Here is a 16,907-nt window from a genome sequence, read left to right as displayed (position 1 = left end):
CTCCTCCGGACCTCACGTCGTGCTCAGGACCGCGTCCTCAGGACACGGTCCTGAGCAGAAGGGGAGGTCCTGCGGCCGCCTCGCCCTTCGTCCCGCGCTCTGACAGGGTGGGGCCATGGACGGGATGGAGCGGGAGAAGGTCTGGCACGTGCGGATCGCCGTCGCGGCGGCGCTCGTGGGATGCGCCGGCGTCGTGTCCGGACTGCGGCACGAGCTGGGGCTGGGATGGGCGGTCGGGCTGCTGACGGCGTGCCTCCTGGGCGTGGCCCTCGCCCTGCGCGACGTGCACCACCGGGTGGACCAGGAGGAGGCGGGGCGTCAGGTGTTCTACGCCGGCCGGGGGAGTACGGCGTGGTTCGCGGTGGTGATGGTGGGGGTCGCGATCGTGCCGGGCATGGTGATCCCCCTGCTCGCGGACGGGGCCGCCACGGCGCTGGGTGTGGGACTCTTCGCCGCCGTGCTGACCGCGGCGGCACACGGCGTGCTCGCGGCCACCACCACCGGGGAGCCGCAGCCCGAGCCGGTCCCGGTGCCGTTGCGCCGCGAGGACGGCTGAGAATCCGCTGCGGAAGTGACCCTTCTGAGGGCGGTGGCGGTCGCCAGAAGGGTCAGTTCCGCAGTGGATTCGGCGACGCCGGAGCACTCAGGAGCACGTCGGGCGCCGGGCGTCGGACGCTCCCGTGGCACCATCGGCTCATGCCCGAGCGCCCCGCCCCCACGCCGCCCGCCGCCACACCCGGCCCCGCCCCTGCCGTCCATGCCGCGGGCTTCGACGAGCTCGACCGGACGACGGCCTACCGCCTCTGGCAGCTGCGGTCGCTGGTGTTCGTCGTCGAGCAGGACTGCCCCTACCTGGACCTGGACGGCCGCGACCTCGAGCCGGCCACCGTCCACCTGTGGGTCGAGGACGAGGCGGGCACGCCCGTCGCCACGCTGCGGCTGCTGGACGACGGCGACGTCGCCCGCATCGGCCGCGTCGTCACCCACCCCGACGCGCGGGGCCGGGCCCTGGCCGGGGCGCTGCTGGACGAGGCGGTCGCCCGGATCGGCGGGCGGCCGAGCGTGCTGGACGCCCAGGCCCACCTGGCGCACTGGTACGCCCGCTGGGGCTACGCGCCGGACGGGCCGGAGTTCCTCGAGGACGGCATCCCGCACGTGCCGATGCGGCGGGCGGGGGCGGGTGCGACGGACGGGCGTCGCGCGCACACCTGAGAATCGACTGCGGAAGTGACCCTTCTGGGGGTGTCAGCGGGCGTCAGAGGGGTCACTTCTGCAGTCGATTCCGGACGTCGCCGCTCGACGTCGCCTGGGTCACCGTCGCCTGCAGCTCCGCGGCCGTCTCTGGATCCGGGGTCACCACAGTGAACCGCTGTCCGTCGTGGGTGGTGAGGACCAGCCCGGCGGGGCCGCCGAGGTCCAGGCGCACGCCGCGGCGGGAGCGGGCCCGCCCCGTCACCGGCCAGTTGATGTAGGCGACGCCCGGGCCGACGTCGTCCTGGACCTCCACCGTGGCCAGTGAGTCCAGGGGCAGCTCGCGGGAGTACAGCGGGGCCCGGAGGCGGAGTACGCCGGCGGCGGGGTCCGCCGCGAGCTCGATGCGGGCGCGCAGGAACGCCACCTGGCTCAGCCACACGACCAGCCCGAGGCTCACCGCGGCGATCACGAGGATGCCCGCCGACCGTAGGGCCTGATCCAGCACGAGCAAGAGGACCAAGGGGAGCGCCGTGACGAACACCAACGCCCACCCCAGCACCGCGTAGCCGGGCGGCGGCTCGACGACGGCGGTGCGCGCCGCCTCGGCCGGCGCGGTGGTCATCGGCGCCGGTCCGGGTCCGACGGGGGCTTCAGCCCGAACCGGACGATGTGGAACGCCAGACCCAGCAGCAAGAGCCCCCAGCCGATGAGTCCTCGCCATTCGAGGTCCGTGAAGGAGAGGACGTAGAGGCCCGCGACGGTGGCGAGCACCGCCGCAAGAGGCCAGTCGGCGGCCGCCATCGCCAGCACCACCAGGAGCACGGCGGCGATCGTCACTGCGGTGTACCGCAGGAACAGGGCGCGGTTGCCGAGCGCCTCCTCGAGTCGTGACTCCGTGCCGGTGTGGACGGGGGTGGTACCGGGGGCGGCCTTGAAGAGGCGGATGTGGCCGTAGGTGAGCGCGGGCGTCCAGCCGGCGGCCCGGAAGAGGTCGAAGTGGTGGTCGTCGGGGTCGGTCTCGTAGGACATGTCGAAGACGACGTCCTCGGGCTCGGCGTCCTCGAAGCGCCAGCCGTGGGCGGCCAGGGAGAACCCGGTCAGCCGCTGGCCGCGGCGGGCCGTGTCTTCGAACCTCGCGAGGTCCTTCTCCGGGGTGAAGGCCGGCCCACTGCTCATGCGTGTGGTGCTCATGTCGTCTCCATGATCTGGTCGGCCATCGCCAGGATTCCGCGCCGGCGCTCGATGTCGCTCATCAGGACGCCGCGTCCCCGGGGGTGAGGCGATGGACGCGTCGGGCGTCGTCGCCGTCGAACTCCTCGATGAACCCGGCATCCCTGAGCTTCTTCAACGTGGTGTGGAGATGCGGATCATCGGGGTCCCGCCACTCCCCGAGAATCATTGAGGGATATATCTCTGAGTGACACTCAGTCATCGACTGCCGGTGGGTGCAAGGGGATGGGGCATCGGATGCCGACCTTGACGCCCCCCCCCGGGCGCGACGACGCCCCGGATGCGCGCGGCACCCGGGGCGTCGTCGGTGGGACGAGGTGGTCGGTCAGTGGCCGTAGCCGCCCTCGTCGTTCTCCTCGGTCTCCTTCTCGGACTGCTCGGCCTTGGCCGCGAGGCCGTCGACCTCGGCGGGCGCCTGCTGCGCGGCCTGGTCCTGGTCGCCGGGGGCGTCGGAGTTCTTCGTCTCGGGGATCTGCTGATCAGCCATGGGTGCCCTCCTCAGGCGTGGTGGGAGGGGCGCCGGGTGAGCGCCCCCTGTCCGACGGCGCCCGGGGTGGGGTGGGCCGACGTCGTCGCAAGTCAACCAAGGGTCAGGCCGACACGCCCACCCCTGGCCCTCCTGCCGGAGGCCCCCGGGTCAGTCCTTGCCGGGCAGCAGGTCGCGGGCGGTCTCGGCGGCGCGCTGGAGCAGGGAGTCGTCCCCGCCGCCGGCCCAGGAGGGGTCGTGGGGCATCGGGCCCATCGGATCGGCCGCGTCCGGGTCGGGTCCACCGCTGCACCTCGTTGCGCGACTTGGCTCGCGGGTAGTAGCGCATGACCTCCGCGTCTCCGAGGAGCCTGAACATGTCGTCGAGGTCAGCGTCGGTCATGCACCGGAACGTGAGTCGATCGGTGGGTTGCGGGATCACCCGACGACCTTACCGACGGCACTGAACCGGCTTCTTGTCTTCGACATGTGCGTGAAACCGCCCCCGCGGTCTGCCGCGCTCACCCCACGAAGACGCAGAAGGGGTGGCCGGCCGGGTCCGCGAACACGTAGAGGGGCTCGTCCTCGTCGTCGGAGCGGTCCAGGACGAGACGCCCGCCCAGGCGCAGCGCGTGGTCGTGGGCCGCGTCGAGGGACTCGCGGTCCGGCACGGTGAAATCCAGGTGCAGCTGCATCGGCACCTCGGGTGACGGCCACGTGCTGGGCTTCAGTTCCTCGGTGCGCTGGAATGTCAGGACGCGGCGGCCGTCGTCGTCCAGCAGCACGAGCCAGTCCGCGCTGTCCGGCTCGCGGCCGTCCGCGAGCTCGTCGCCCGTGCGGTAGTGGAGGCCGAGGAGCTCGCGGTAGAACTCCGCGACGGAACGGATGTCGACGGCGTCGACGACCGGCTGCTGGAGCACAGGGCGGGTGACCATGGCCACACATTAAGCAACCTCGGTGCCCGCGTCAGCGTCTCGGCCTCAGTCGACGTCGTCGCGCCCCGCATCCACCCACCGCGCGGCCAGCACGACGGCGGCCAGCGAGACCACCGCCAGGACCTGCCACCCCGCGAGCGCCCAGCCGACCCCGAGCGTCGCCCCGAGCGCACCTCCCGCGAGGGTCGCCAGCGGCACGGAGCCCCGGGTGAGGGTGCGGCGCATCGCGGTGACCCGCCCGAGTGTGCCCTCGGGGCAGGCGCGGGCGGTCACGGCGGCCTGGGTGATGTTCCCGAGCAGGACCATGAACCCCCAGAGGGCGGCGCCGGCCAGCAGCCACGGCCCGGCATGAGCGCGGTCGGCGTAGGCCAGCAGGTGCAGCCCCACGGCCACGGCGCAGCCGACCGAGCCGAGGAGGATGCACCGGCGCTCGCCCAGGCGGTCGATGGCCCGGCCCGCCAGGGACGAGGCCGCCAGTGCCCCGACCGCACCGGCGGTGATCTGGACGCCCAGGAACTCCGGCCCGAGCCGCAGGTCGGTCAGGATCCAGACCGCCTCGACCGGGGCGAAGAGGGCCATGCCCACGTTGGCGGCCACCGACCCCATCGTCAGCAGCCACAGGACCGGGGTGCGCCGCAGCACCGTCCACCCCTCCGCGGCGTCCTTCCCGAACCGGGCCCAGCGGGACAGGACGTCCGCGACGCCGGGGTCCCCGTCGTCGTCCGGAATGTCCACCGCGGCGGAGGGCCGCAGCCGTACCCGGAGCGCGACGATCGCCGCCGCGAAGAGGAACGCCGTCGCGATGCCGAGCACGGGTCCCGCGCCCAGCGACCCGACGAGGACGCCCGCCGCGGCGGGCACGATCAACACGAGGGCGGCGTCGGCGGACTCGAGCCGCGCCGTCAGGCGGGCGACGGCGGTGGCCGGCACGACGCGCGGCACGAGCGCGGTCTGGGTGGTCTCGGCCAGCACCGTGAGCACGCCCAGCAGGGCCATGACGGCGGCGAGGTGACCGAACGTGAGCGCGTCGAACGCCCACGCCACGACGAGCGAGCCGAGCACCGCCGCCTTGGCGAGGCCGGTGGCCGCGAGCAGCCGCGGGCTGAGGTGCCGGTCCACCACGATGCCGATGGGCACGCCGAGCAGGAGGAATCCCAACCCGGAGAGCGTCATCAGCACGCCCATGCCGTCGGCGCCCACGCCGAGCAGGAGCACCGCCAGGACGTCCAGGGCGACGTCCGTGGCGGACCGGCCACCCGCGTCGAGGGCGTTGGAGGCGACCAGCCACCGCGCCCGTCCTTCCGGCGGCGGGGGCGTCTCAGCGTCAGGGGTGCGGGGGGCAGGCGTCTGACGACGCGGGTCCGTGCTCACCGCCACACGTGGAGCAGGTAGCCGTAGCTCAGCGACGTCGTTGCGGGGTGCTCGGCGAGCCACGCGTCGGCGACCCCTCGCTCGAACTCCAGCCGCAGGACGGCCTCGAGGTCGGCGCGGGAGTCGAAGGTCCACGAGCTCATGACCTCGCGGGTCTGGGCCCCGACGCCGGCCCACCACTCGCGGGCGTACGTGTCCTGGCCCTGCGCCGCGGCGTTCGTGCTCGCCCGCAGCAGCTCGGCGAACTGGCCGCGCTCGGTGTCGTTGTCGATCACCACGAGCGCGCCGCCGGGCCGCAGCACCCGGGCGACCTCGTCCAGGCCGGGTCGGACGTCCCAGCGCGGGTGCGGGAAGAAGTACGCGAACCGGGCATGCACGACGTCGACGCTCGCCTCCGGCAGCGGGATCTGCTCGGCCGAGCCGTACAGCACGCGCGCCCCGCCGGGGCGGGCGCGGGCGGCCCCCAGCAGGCGCACGTCCGGCTCGACGGCGATCGTCTCGGCCGCGTCGGCGTAGCGGGGCAGCCAGAAGCCGGTGCCCGCACCGAGGTCGAGCAGCGTCCGCCCGGCCCAAGGCGCCGCCTCCTGCAGCGCCGCCCAGAGGGCGCCCTCACGGTCCATGGCCGCGTTCTCTATCTCGTACAGCGCCGGGTCCACGCCCTGGTTGCCCGAGGGACGGAAGTCGGGCAGGCCCGTGGCCGGTCCGCCCGGTGTGCTCTGCGTCATGCCCGGGAGTCTGACACACCCCCCCTCCACGCCGGTCCGTCACACGGGTCTGCCACGGCCCGCCGCGCCCCGGAGAGGCTCCGGCCGGTCCTGGATGGCGCGGTGGCGGCTCATGTGACGCGCGAGCCGGCCGCCCGCTGGACTCGCGGCGGCCCACCGCGTGGGATGGGCTCACCACCCATCCAGAGCGGCCGAGAGATCTGGCTCGACGACGCCGCAGCAACCCGCCCGCCGGACCCGGACCCCCGGGAACGGCAGGCCCGGTGCTACCGCCAGGACCGATGGAGGAGAGCAGATGCCCCGTCACGCCACACAGCAAGTCCACGCCGGCTACGAGCCCGCCGCACCCCACCGGCCGGTCGTCCCGCCCATCCACCAGACCACGGCGTTCCGTTTCCCGGACCACGCCACGGCGGCATCGATGTTCCGGCTCGAGACCCCCGGCTTCACCTACAGCCGCACGGGCAACCCGACCGTCGCGGTGTTCGAGAACCGCCTCGCCGCACTGGAGGGCGGCATCGGCGCGATCGCCACGGCCACCGGCCAGGCCGCCGTCGCGCTGTCCCTGCTGGCGCTGCTGCAGGGCGACAAGCACCTGGTCGCCTCCAGCCAGCTCTACGGGGGCACCGTCGACCTGCTGACGGACACGTTCGCGGACTTCGGCATCGAGGTCACCTTCGCGGACCCGGCGGACCCGCCCGCGTGGGCCGCCGCGGTCCGGCCCGACACGCGCGCGTTCTTCCTCGAGGCCATCACCAACCCGCTCGCCACCCTCCCGGACCTGCCGGCGCTCGCGGACCTCGCCCACGCGGCCGGTGTGCCCGTGGTGGTGGACAGCACCCTCGCGACGCCGGCCCTCTACCGGCCGCTGGAGCACGGCGCCGACGTCGTCGTGCACTCGGCCACCAAGTTCCTCGGCGGGCACGGCGCGGTGCTCGGCGGCGCGATCGTGGACGGCGGCACGTTCGACTACGGCGCGGCGCCGGACCGGTGGCCGCAGCTGGCCCGGCCCAAGGCCCGCTACGGCGGGCAGACGCTGGTCGAGCGGCACGGCCGCGGCGCCTACCTGACGCTGGCCCGCAGCAAGTTCCTGCACGACCTCGGCCCCACCCTCGCCCCCGCGAGCGCGGCGCAGTTCATCCAGGGGCTCGAGACGCTCGACCTGCGCGTGGCCCGCCACACCGCCACCGCCCTCGCCGTGGCCGAACACCTGGCCGGGCACCCCGCCGTCGCGCGGGTGCACCACCCCGGCGTGGCCGGGCATCCCAGCGCGGTGCTGGCCGCCCGCGACTTCCCGGACGGCGTCGGCTCGGTGTTCTCCTTCGACCTGGCCTGCGGCCCCGAGGCCGTGGCCCCGTTCCTCGACGCGCTCGAGCTGTTCCAGCTGGTGGTCAACGTCGGCGACGCCCGGTCCCTCGTCTCCCACCCGGCGACCATGACGCACTGTCGCCTGACGCAGCAGCAGCGCGAGGACGCCGGGATCGCCGAGACCACCGTCCGGCTCTCCATCGGGCTGGAGTGTCCCGACGACCTGATCGCAGACCTGGACCGTGCCCTAGCCGTGGTGACCGCCGCCGGGCCGGCCGTCCCCGCCACCACGCCCGCCGTCCCCGAGACCGCCGCCGTCACCCAGGAGGTGCGCTGAGATGACCGCCGTCCACCACACCACCCGCTCCGTGTCCCGTCCCGCCGTCCGCGGCTTCACCACCACCGCCGTGCACGCCGGGCAGGAGCCCGACCCGCTGACCGGCGCCGTGGTGCCGCCGATCTACCAGACCAGCACCTTCGTGCAGGACGGCATCAACGTGCTGCGCGCCGGGCATGAGTACAGCCGCGGCTCCAACCCGACCCGGAACGGCTTCGAGACCCAGCTCGCCGCCCTCGAGCACGGCGACCGGGCGTTCGCGTTCGCCTCCGGGCTCGCCGCCGAGGACGCCCTCCTGCGGGCCGTGCTGCGCCCCGGTGACCACATCGTGCTGGGCGGCGACGGCTACGGCGGCACCCACCGCCTCATCACCACCGTCCTCGAGCCGTGGGGTGTGTCCAACACCCCCGTGGACATCACCGACCCGACGGCGGTCGCCGCGGCCGTCCGTCCCGGCCGCACCGCGCTGCTGTGGGTGGAGACGCCCTCCAACCCGCTGCTCGGCATCGCGGACCTGGCCGCCTGGGCGCAGATCGCCCACGACGCCGGCGCGCTGCTGGTCGTGGACAACACGTTCGCTTCGCCCTACCTCCAGCGGCCCCTCGACCTCGGCGCGGACGTGGTGGTGCACTCCACCACCAAGTACATCGGCGGGCACTCGGACGTGCTCGGCGGCGCCGTGGTGGTGGCCGACCGCGAGTTCCGCGGCCGGGCGCTGGCCGAGGCGGTGGCCTACCAGCAGTTCGCCGCCGGTGCGGTCGCCGGCCCGCAGGACTCCTACCTCGCCGCCCGCGGCCTCAAGACGCTCGGCCTGCGCATGGACCGGCACGGCGCCAACGCCGCCGCGCTCGCGGACTGGCTGCAGGGCCGCCCCGAGGTCGCCCAGGTCTTCTACCCCGGGCTGCCCGACCACCCGGGCCATGCACTCGCCGCGCGGCAGATGGACGGCTTCGGCGGGATCGTCTCCATCCGGTTGGCCGGGGGAGAGGCCGCGGCCCGCGCCTTCGCCGAGGCCACCGAGCTGTTCGCGCTCTCGGTCAGCCTCGGCGGGGTCGAATCGCTGCTCTGCTACTCCTCCGAGATGACCCACGCCTCCGTGCGGGGCACGCCCCTGGCCGTCCCCACGGACCTGGTCCGGCTCTCCGTCGGCATCGAGGACGTGGCCGACCTGCAGGCGGACCTCGAGGCGGGCCTCGAGTGCGCCGCACGCGTCGCCGCCGGCCGCGGGGCGCCGTCGTCGTCCACGGTGCCCCGTCCCGCCCACCACCGCACCACCCGCGCCCGCACTCCGGAGAGGACCCGATGAGCCACGCCACCCTTGTCCCGAGCACCGTGCCCACCCGCGTGGACGACCTGACGTTCAGCATCCACACCACGCCGTTCGACGAGGACTACACGCCCGCCGCCAGCACGCGCGCCACCACGAACTTCGCGAACCTCGCCCGCGGCGCGGACCGGCGGGAGAACCTGCGCGCCGCCCTGGCCATGATCGACGGGCGCCTCAACGACCTCGCCCCCTGGGACAACCCGGAGCGGGACCGCTACACGGCACGGATCGAGATCGTCTCGATCGACGTGCACTTCACCGCCGACGACGGCGCAGACGTCGACTTCCCGCTCATGGAGATGCTCGACGTGCGGGTGGTCGAGCGCGCGACGGGCGCCGTGCTCGGCCGCAGTGTGGGGAACAACTTCTCCTCCTACGTCCGCGACCACGACTTCTCCGTGGTGCTGCCCGCGCACGCGGCGACGTCGCCGGGGACCGAGGAGCCCGACGGCTTCGGCGACCTGCACGGGCGGCTGTTCCGGCACCTGCTCGACTCGCAGGCGTACCGGGATCGGTTCCCGCAGCCGCCCGTGATCTGCATCAGCGTGTCCACGAGCCGCACCTACCGGCGGCTGACGAACGAGCACCCGGTGCTCGGGGTCGAATACCGCCAGGACGAAGCCTCCCGCACGGACCGCTACTTCGGCCGGATGGGCCTGGGGATCCGGTGCTTCCTGCCGCGCGGGGCCGTGGCGCCGCTGGCGTTCTACTCGCGGGGCGACCTGCTCAACGACCACGCGAACCTCTCCCTGGCCGGGCTGATCGCCACCATGGAGACCTTCCAGCGGATCTACCGGCCGGAGATCTACAACGCGAACGCCGGGGCCGGCGAGGTGTACCGGCCGCGCCTGGACCACGGCGACTTCTCGCAGACCCGGATCGCCTACGACCGCGAGGAGCGGGCCCGCCTCGGCCGGGAGCAGGGGGAGTACACGCAGGAGCACTTCGTGGGCCCGCACCGCGACCTGCTGGAGCGCTGGGCCGCCGCCCACGCCGCACGAGACACCGAGGAGACCCGATGACCACCCTGATCCCCACCGCCCTCGTCGGCAGCCTGCCGAAGCCCGGCTGGCTCGCCGAGGAGGAGACGCTCTGGTCGCCCTGGAAGCTCGAGGGGGAGCAGCTGCGCGAGGGCCAGCTCGACGCGCTCGCCCTCGCCGTGGCCGACCAGGAGCGCGCGGGCGTCGACATCGTCTGCGACGGCGAGCAGACCCGCCAGCACTTCGTCACCACGTTCATCGAGCACCTCGGCGGCGTGGACTTCGACCGGCGTGAGACGGTGCGGATCCGCGACCGGTACGACGCGAGCGTGCCGACCGTCGTCGGGGAGGTGGGCCGACCGGCGCCGGTGTTCGTGGACGACGCGAAGGCCCTGCGCGCGCGGACGGACCGGCCCATCAAGTGGACCCTGCCCGGGCCGATGACCATGATCGACACCCTCGCCGACCGCCACTACGGCAGCCGCGAGAAGCTCGCGTGGGAGTTCGCGCGCATCCTCAACGAGGAGGCGCGGGAGCTGGCGGCGGTGGGCGTCGACGTCGTGCAGTTCGACGAGCCCGCGTTCAACGTGTTCTTCGACGACGTCCGCGACTGGGGCGTGGCGACGCTCGAGCGTGCGGCCGAGAGCCTGACGTGTGAGACGGCCGTGCACATCTGCTACGGCTACGGGATCAAGGCGAACAACGACTGGAAGGCCACGCTCGGGGAGGAGTGGCGCCAGTACGAGACGTCGTTCCCCCTGCTGCGCGAGTCCACGATCGACACGATCGCCCTGGAGCGGCACCACTCCCGGGTGCCGGCGGAGCTCATCGGCCTGCTGCGCGGCAAGAAGGTGATGGTCGGCGCGATCGACGTGGCGAGCGACGAGATCGAGACGCCCGAGGAGGTCGCGGCGACCCTCCGGGAGACCCTCGAGTTCGTGGACGCGGACAAGCTGATCGCGAGCACCAACTGCGGCATGGCGCCGCTGGCTCGCTCGGTGGCGCGGGACAAGACGGCGGCGCTCGTGGCCGGTGCCCGGCTCCTCCGGGAGGAGCTGGGCGGGGAGTGAGGGGGCCTGGTGGCCTTGCCTGGCCGGCGGGGCCCCGTCTGGATCGTCTGCATGGATCCTGATGCGAGCCCCCGTGTCCGGCTCACCGCTGACGATCCCCGGCCGGGCGGTCGTCCCGCGACGTCGACCGAGGGGCCCCACCGACAGCTTGATCAGCGATCATCGCCGGAGCTGTGGGGCCGTCTGGTCGCTGCGGTGTTCGCCCTCGACGGCGTCGAGGAGGGCCACAGCACCGTCTCGCCAGCAACGTCGCGCGCCGTCCACCTGACAGGCCGGCCGGAGGAGCGCACCCCGGAGGTCAACCTCTCACCAGGCCGGCGCTGGGAGCCGGTGCACCTGCATGGGGTGGACGACACGTCAGTGCACCTCGTCCTGGCGCCCGAGCGCGGCGTCCGTCTGGCCGAGCTCGGATGGCTCGAACCGCATGGCTACGCGGACTTCGGCACGGAGTGGATGCTCTACGGTCCGCGGGACGAGGCAGAGCTGGCAGTCGTCGTCGGGATCATCGAGGAGTCGCTCGCCTACGCGCGCGGTTGACGCAGCGCCCCGGAGCGGGGAAGCGGACGCGAGAGGAAACTGCGAATTTTTCGTTTTCGCGGGTAGTCTTGTTCCATGACTGCGACGGTGAATGACAAGCACACGGTGCTGCCGCCGACGGACCTCGAGGAGATGCTCGACGTCGGCAGGTTCCTCGACGGCCTGACGCAGCCGGCCGCCCTGGTCGGCCCTGATGGGCAGAAGGTCCCCCTGCCGCCAGAGGCTTTCAACGTCCTGCGGGACGTCGTCGAGGCGATGCGGGTGGGCAAGGCCATCACGGTGGCACCCGTCGACCAGCTGCTCACGACACAGGAGGCGGCGAACTTCCTCGGCATCAGTCGTCCCACGCTGGTGAGGCTGCTCGAGGAGGGCGCGTTGCCGTACGAGAGGACGACCGGTGGTCGGCACCGACGCATCCGGCTCCAAGACGTCGTGTCCTATCAGCAGCGGAAACGCGGGGAGCGGCGTGCCTCGCTGAGCGACCTCGTAGGGGAGGCCTCGCCTGCGGGGCTCTACGACCAGAAGGCGGAGTCCTACCGCGAAGCGTTGCGTCAGGCTCGCGCCGACCTCCGGGGTGAGCGCGGGTAGTGGCTCGTGCCGGAGGCGCGCTCCGGCGTCTGCCGGCTCAGTCCCACACGTCGGAACCGGCGATGAGCCGGACCGCGAGCACCGCCATGACCACCGCGATCACCACGTCCACCACGCGCCACGCCTTCGGGTCGGCGAGCACCCGGGCCAGCAGGCGCGCGCCGTAGCCGAGCGCGGTGAACCACAGGACCGAGGCGGCGACGGCGCCGGCGGCGAAGACCCACCGCGCGTCGGGGCCGTGCTGGTTGGCGAGGCTGCCCAGCAGCACCACGGTGTCCAGGTAGACGTGCGGGTTGAGCCAGGTCAGCGCGAGCGTGGTGGCGATGACCGAACCCGCGGTGCGCGGCGCCTGCTCGGCCATGAGCCCCTGCGGGCGCAGCGCGGCACGCAGGGAGGAGACCGCGAACCAGAGCAGGTACAGGGCACCGCCCCAGCGCAGCACCTCGAGCAGCCACGGCACGGCCTGCACGAGCGCGCCCACCCCGGCGGTGCCGGCCAGGATCAGCACGGCGTCCGAGGCCATGCACACCAGCACGACGGCGCCCACATGCTCTCGGCGCACGCCCTGGCGGAGCACGAAGGCGTTCTGGGCGCCGATGGCGACGATGAGGGCGAGTCCGGTGAGCAGGCCGGTGCCGGCGAGGGTCCACATGGGTGAGGACGCTAGAGCCCGGCCGGGCCTGAGCCAAACGAAGAGAACTGCAGGTGCCTAAGCTCTACTTCATGAACCTGGATCAGCTGCAGGCGCTACGTGCGATCGCCGACGAGGGCTCGTTCGAAGCGGCCGCGTACGAGCTCGGCGTCAGCGCCTCCGCGGTCAGCCAGCGCATCCGCGCCCTGGAGCGGGAGGTGGGCCAGGTGCTGCTCCGGCGCGGCACACCCTGCGAGCCGACCGAGGCCGGCATCGGCCTGGTGCGCGTGGCCCGGCACATGCGGGTGCTCGAACAGGAGGCGTGGGCCGGGCTGGGCCGCACGGCGGCCGGGCGCAGCGTCACCTCCCTGGCCGTGCCCGCCGACGTGCTGGGCACGTGGTTCGGGCCCGTCCTGGCCGAGGCCGCCGACTGGGACGACACGGTCCTGGACCTGCACGTCGAGGACCAGGACCACAGCGCCCGGCTGCTGCGCCGGGGCGAGGTGCTGGCCGCCGTCACCACGGAGCCGCAGCCGGTGCAGGGGTGTGCGGCGGAGCCGCTGGGGAGCATGCGCTACGTCCCGCTCGCCTCGCCCGCCCTGCTCGCCCGGCACGCGGCGGGCGACGTCGTCGACCTCGGCGCGATGCCCATGATGCGCTACAACGCGAAGGACGACCTGCAGCGCCTCGCGCTGAGCGGCGCCGGGCTGGACGTCGCCCCGCCCACGCACCTGGCGCCGTCGTTCGACGGGTTCCACCGGTCCGTCCGGGCCGGCCTGGGGTGGGGGATGCTCGTGGACGCCCAGGCCGTCGAGGACGTGCGCGCCGGCCGGCTGGTCCGCGTGCCCGGGCTCGACGACGTCCTCGTGCCCCTGTACTGGCAGGCGGCCACACTGCCCGTGACGCGCCTGGTGCGGCTCACGCGGGCGGTGCGGGAGGCGGCCCAGCGGACGCTCGAGCGGGGGTGAGGCGGCGCCGCGGGTCGCGGGCCGTCAGCGACGTCGCAGCGGTGCCGGCGCTTCCATGGACGCCTCGGCCAGCACGGGCCGGAAGCCCAGCGCCTCGTTGACGTCGAGCATGTGCCGGTTCTCCTCGGCGTTCCACGTGATGATCGCGCGGGCCCCGGGCAGCGCGTCGCGCACGGCGATGAGGTTCGCCGCCTTCACGCGCATGCCGAGGCGGTGGCCGCGGTGCTCGGGCAGCACGATGGTGTCCCACTGGTCGATGAGCCCGTCCGGGCGCGAGCGGGGCGCCACCAGCTCGCTCAGGGCAACGATCCGACCGGTGGCGCGGTGCCGCGCCACCGCGCGGAAGAGGCGCCCGGTCGTGAGGATCTGCTCGTCCATGCGACGCACGCGGGCCGCGTCCCACACCTGCTCCACCACGGTGCGTTCCCCGGAGGGCACGTCCGTGGCCATGCGGGCCTTGAGGACGGCAAGGTCGTCCTGCAGGGACGCGTCGGCCGCGCCCTCCCAGGCGTGGAGCTCGTAGTCCGACGAGACGCGTTCGGCCTCGGCCAGGGCGACGGCGGGGTCGATCCCCGGATCGGCGAAGTCATACCGGCTCACCCGCTCGATCTGGACGAGCGCGAAGCCGTAGGACTGGGCGAGACGCACACCCGGATGTTCGGCGGACACCGCGCCGGCGCCGTTGGGCGGGGTGAGCGTCCGTTGCCCGGCCACCGGCCGCGGCGTCAGCGGCCAGGTCTCGAAACGGGTGAGGCCGGCGGTGTCCAGGACGAGCCGCTCGGCCAGTGCCCGGCCGTGGCCGCGTCCGCGGTGCCGCGGGTGGACGTAGACGTTGAGGGCGGCCGCGTCAGGGTCGTCGACCTGGTTGATCAGGACGCGGGCGTAGCCGACCGCCTCGCCGTCGACGTACGCCAGGTAGCGGCGCAGCGTGTGGTCGGTCTCGGCGGCGGCCTGGATGAGCGCGTCCGTGGGGGTCTCGTCCCACTCGGTCGTGCCGATCAGTTCGTGGTTGTACTCGTCTCCGAGCTGGCAGTAGGCCCGCCAGTGGGGGTCGTCCGACGAGACGGGCAGGGGGAATTCGATGATGTCAGGCATGCGGTGACTGCTTTCTGAAGAAAGGGGTGGGCGCAGAGGCACCCGTCGAGCCGTGCTCGAGACGGGCGCGCGGGGAGGCCGGTGGTGGGTCGTCGGACCCACGGCGTCACTGCTGCTGCATCATGGGGTGAACTGTGTCACGATGCGGATCGGTGGGCAAGGGCCTTTGCTGTCGAGATGCAGGCAAGGTTCCACACGACGCGCGGTGGACTCTTCGCGTATCGGGCGGGATCCGGTCGGCGTGACACTGGGTGTCCAGGTGGGCGCCCCCGCGCACCCCAGGGCTCGCTCGAAACGTACGGACGGCTGCCGCTCTAGCGGGTTGGTTGTGGCGAGCCGTGCGGCGGGCGGGCAGGGCCGGAGGTGGCGCACACGGCGCATGGCGGGGCCCCTCGTCACTAACGACCGATTTAGCCGGATGAGCGTGCTCTGATCGACCGGACATCCTCAACCAGGCGGCTCGCCTGGTCGTGATCGTCCACTACGACGTTGAAGAGCGACCCGTCACGGGTCCGGATCGTGACGCGGGCCCGACCGCCGTTGTTGATGCGGACCCCGCCGGGGGCTGAAGCGCGGCCCGTGACGAACCAGTTGAGGAGTCCGTGGTTCATGCCGTCATCACTGGCTGAAGTGATGTCGGAGATCTCCGAGACGGGAATCGCTCGCCTGCAGAACGGCGCGTGAATCCGCACCTCTGGCGTCGGACCCTCAGGGACGTCGACAGTGATTCGAGCCCCTAGGCTCACCAAGCGGTTTCCACGGACTGTCACTCTCATGCGCCCACGATCCGGCATGATGCGGTTCCGACACCAGGGCGGAGGGCAACAACTCACCCGCCCCAACTTCTCCAGCTGAGGTTATGCCGGACAGCGATCTGTGCGAGATACCGGACATTCATCGGCGCAAGTCACACCGCCTAGCAGGCGACGTGGGGAGACTGCCGGAGACATCTGGGGCGCGTGCCACAAACGACCGTTTAAGCCGCGTGCCTCTGAGAGTCACCTACCCGCCGCATCCGCACGCGGAGGATGGCGAAAGCGCTCACCCCCCGAGTGGGGCTGGCGTCCATGGCGCGGGTGGTGACCGATGCAGTTCCGGCGTGGGTCAGCACTACACGGGTCGGTCAGACCCGCGTAGCGTCGATGCTGTCCGGCGTGGAGCCCCTCGGGCCTTCACGCATCCGACTTGATCGAGGGGAGTCCTCTCATGTACATCCACAAGCAGAAGCTCCAGCACGTCTCCAGTCCTGAGAAGCCTGACGCGGTCTACGCCCGCAAGCTGCAGGAGGTGATCGGCGGGCAGTACGGCGAGATCACCGTGGCCATGCAGTACAGCTTCCAGGCATGGAACGCCCACATTCCGGGCAAGTACCGGGACCTGCTCTTCAGCACGGCGGCCGAGGAGTTCGGTCACGTCGAGATGCTGGCAACGATGGTGGCCCAGCTGCTGGAGAAGGCCCCGGTGGGGATCACCACCGACGCCATCCAGGATGACCCGGCCGTGGCCGCCGTCATCGGGGGCACCGATCTGCAGCAGGCCATCGTGGCCGGTGCCGGTGCTCGCCCCGTGGACAGCATGGGGAATCCGTGGACCGGAGCGTATGTCACGGCCAGCGGCAACCTGCTGGCCGACATGACCGCCAACCTCAACGCGGAGATGCAGGGGCGGACCCAGGTGGCCCGGCTCTATCACATGACCGATGACCCGGGCATCCGGGAGTTGCTCTCCTTCTTGCTGGCCCGGGACACGATGCACCAGAACCAGTGGGCGGCGGCTGTGAAGGAGCTGCAGGAGGACGGCCTGGAGGAGATGCCGGTGCCGAGCAACTTCCCGCAGAAGAAGGAGGCCACGGAGCACTCGTACACGCACTATGAGTTCTCTGACGGTCAGGCCACTGCGGAGGGTTCGTGGGCTGCAGGCCCCACCCCGGACGGCAAGGGCGAGTTCTCCTACTCGTCCGAGCCGCCGGCGGGGGTCCCCATGCCCCCGCCCACCCACCCGGACTCCCGTTTCTACGGGACCACGGAGGTGCCCAACCGCGTCGAGAAGCTGGCGGGCACGGTGCAGGACAAGCTGCACCGCGAGTGACCCGACCTTCCCGATGAGGGAGTGCACGGGCCCGTCTGCTCCGGCAGGCGGGCCCGT

19 protein-coding genes and 1 pseudogene are annotated in these 16,907 nt (G+C 72.7%); 10 read left to right on the top strand and 10 right to left on the bottom strand.

Features of this window, described 5'->3' with window-relative positions; genetic code table 11:
* Window positions 1-115: 115 nt before the first annotated feature.
* The gene (locus ACUJ8O_RS10025) at window positions 116-556 is read left to right on the top strand and encodes a hypothetical protein (protein ID WP_010080019.1); all 441 of its coding nucleotides are present in this window, start codon (window positions 116-118) and stop codon (window positions 554-556) included.
* Window positions 557-696: 140 nt separating this feature from the next.
* A complete protein-coding gene (locus tag ACUJ8O_RS10020; RefSeq protein WP_049145708.1) occupies window positions 697-1,212 on the top strand; it encodes a GNAT family N-acetyltransferase in 516 nt (171 codons plus the stop codon).
* A gap of 52 nt (window positions 1,213-1,264) precedes the next feature.
* Here the strand turns inward: ACUJ8O_RS10020 and ACUJ8O_RS10015 are convergent, their stop codons facing one another.
* The 8 genes and pseudogenes from ACUJ8O_RS10015 to ACUJ8O_RS09980 form a co-directional block, all read right to left on the bottom strand.
* A complete protein-coding gene (locus ACUJ8O_RS10015; RefSeq protein WP_225348748.1) occupies window positions 1,265-1,816 on the bottom strand; it encodes a hypothetical protein in 552 nt (183 codons plus the stop codon).
* Window positions 1,813-2,385, bottom strand: coding sequence for a DUF2812 domain-containing protein (locus ACUJ8O_RS10010; RefSeq protein ID WP_049145701.1), 573 nt, complete (start codon window positions 2,383-2,385; stop codon window positions 1,813-1,815). Before ACUJ8O_RS10010 ends, ACUJ8O_RS10015 begins: the two co-directional genes overlap by 4 nt.
* Window positions 2,386-2,446: 61 nt before the next feature.
* A complete protein-coding gene (locus ACUJ8O_RS10005; protein ID WP_158184041.1) occupies window positions 2,447-2,626 on the bottom strand; it encodes a hypothetical protein in 180 nt (59 codons plus the stop codon).
* A 123-nt stretch (window positions 2,627-2,749) separates the two neighbouring features.
* Window positions 2,750-2,911, bottom strand: a complete 162-nt coding sequence (locus ACUJ8O_RS10000; protein ID WP_153239435.1) for a hypothetical protein — start codon at window positions 2,909-2,911, stop codon at window positions 2,750-2,752.
* A 286-nt stretch (window positions 2,912-3,197) separates the two neighbouring features.
* Window positions 3,198-3,332, bottom strand: a pseudogene (locus tag ACUJ8O_RS09995) (GNAT family N-acetyltransferase); the annotation flags it as partial.
* Between the two features lie 79 nt (window positions 3,333-3,411).
* Window positions 3,412-3,825 carry a VOC family protein gene (locus ACUJ8O_RS09990; RefSeq protein WP_073117271.1) on the bottom strand — a complete coding sequence of 138 codons (414 nt, stop codon included), beginning with the start codon at window positions 3,823-3,825 and terminating at the stop codon, window positions 3,412-3,414.
* A 45-nt stretch (window positions 3,826-3,870) separates the two neighbouring features.
* Entirely contained in the window at window positions 3,871-5,196 is a 1,326-nt protein-coding gene (locus ACUJ8O_RS09985; protein WP_445373348.1) for an MFS transporter, read from the bottom strand.
* Entirely contained in the window at window positions 5,193-5,921 is a 729-nt protein-coding gene (locus ACUJ8O_RS09980; RefSeq protein WP_036339527.1) for a class I SAM-dependent methyltransferase, read from the bottom strand. Before ACUJ8O_RS09980 ends, ACUJ8O_RS09985 begins: the two co-directional genes overlap by 4 nt.
* A 295-nt stretch (window positions 5,922-6,216) precedes the next feature.
* Here ACUJ8O_RS09980 and ACUJ8O_RS09975 point away from each other — a divergent pair, with 295 nt between their 5' ends.
* From ACUJ8O_RS09975 to ACUJ8O_RS09950, 6 genes are all read left to right on the top strand, one after another.
* Window positions 6,217-7,566: an O-acetylhomoserine aminocarboxypropyltransferase/cysteine synthase family protein gene (locus tag ACUJ8O_RS09975; RefSeq protein WP_036339520.1), complete on the top strand. Its 1,350-nt coding sequence runs from the start codon at window positions 6,217-6,219 to the stop codon at window positions 7,564-7,566.
* Between the two features lies 1 nt (window position 7,567).
* Complete coding sequence (locus ACUJ8O_RS09970; RefSeq protein WP_036339517.1) at window positions 7,568-8,872, top strand: cystathionine gamma-synthase; 1,305 nt, start codon at window positions 7,568-7,570, stop codon at window positions 8,870-8,872.
* Window positions 8,869-9,915, top strand: coding sequence for a DUF1852 domain-containing protein (locus ACUJ8O_RS09965; protein ID WP_012751106.1), 1,047 nt, complete (start codon window positions 8,869-8,871; stop codon window positions 9,913-9,915). The genes ACUJ8O_RS09970 and ACUJ8O_RS09965 overlap by 4 nt, the downstream gene beginning before the upstream one ends.
* Window positions 9,912-10,943 carry a methionine synthase gene (locus ACUJ8O_RS09960; protein WP_036339515.1) on the top strand — a complete coding sequence of 344 codons (1,032 nt, stop codon included), beginning with the start codon at window positions 9,912-9,914 and terminating at the stop codon, window positions 10,941-10,943. The genes ACUJ8O_RS09965 and ACUJ8O_RS09960 overlap by 4 nt, the downstream gene beginning before the upstream one ends.
* Before the next feature lie 195 nt (window positions 10,944-11,138).
* Window positions 11,139-11,480 (top strand): luciferase domain-containing protein, encoded by a 342-nt coding sequence (locus ACUJ8O_RS09955; RefSeq protein WP_010080039.1) that lies wholly within the window; start codon window positions 11,139-11,141, stop codon window positions 11,478-11,480.
* A gap of 75 nt (window positions 11,481-11,555) precedes the next feature.
* Window positions 11,556-12,068, top strand: a complete 513-nt coding sequence (locus ACUJ8O_RS09950) for a helix-turn-helix domain-containing protein (RefSeq protein ID WP_012751105.1) — start codon at window positions 11,556-11,558, stop codon at window positions 12,066-12,068.
* A gap of 37 nt (window positions 12,069-12,105) precedes the next feature.
* Here the strand turns inward: ACUJ8O_RS09950 and lysE are convergent, their stop codons facing one another.
* Window positions 12,106-12,720, bottom strand: a complete 615-nt coding sequence (gene lysE, locus ACUJ8O_RS09945; protein WP_036339513.1) for an L-lysine exporter — start codon at window positions 12,718-12,720, stop codon at window positions 12,106-12,108.
* Window positions 12,721-12,791: 71 nt separating this feature from the next.
* Here lysE and ACUJ8O_RS09940 point away from each other — a divergent pair, with 71 nt between their 5' ends.
* On the top strand, window positions 12,792-13,667 hold the full coding sequence (locus tag ACUJ8O_RS09940; protein WP_012751104.1) for an ArgP/LysG family DNA-binding transcriptional regulator: 876 nt from the start codon (window positions 12,792-12,794) through the stop codon (window positions 13,665-13,667).
* Window positions 13,668-13,691: 24 nt separating this feature from the next.
* Here the strand turns inward: ACUJ8O_RS09940 and ACUJ8O_RS09935 are convergent, their stop codons facing one another.
* A complete protein-coding gene (locus ACUJ8O_RS09935) occupies window positions 13,692-14,762 on the bottom strand; it encodes a GNAT family N-acetyltransferase (RefSeq protein ID WP_010080043.1) in 1,071 nt (356 codons plus the stop codon).
* Between the two features lie 1,206 nt (window positions 14,763-15,968).
* On the opposite strand from ACUJ8O_RS09935, the gene ACUJ8O_RS09930 reads away from it, so the two are divergent.
* Window positions 15,969-16,850, top strand: coding sequence for a manganese catalase family protein (locus ACUJ8O_RS09930; protein WP_036339510.1), 882 nt, complete (start codon window positions 15,969-15,971; stop codon window positions 16,848-16,850).
* Window positions 16,851-16,907 lie beyond the last annotated feature (57 nt).

It is taken from the genome of Micrococcus sp. EWR3.9.1 (genome assembly GCF_052615555.1).
This window is presented reverse-complemented; position numbering and strand designations above follow the sequence as displayed.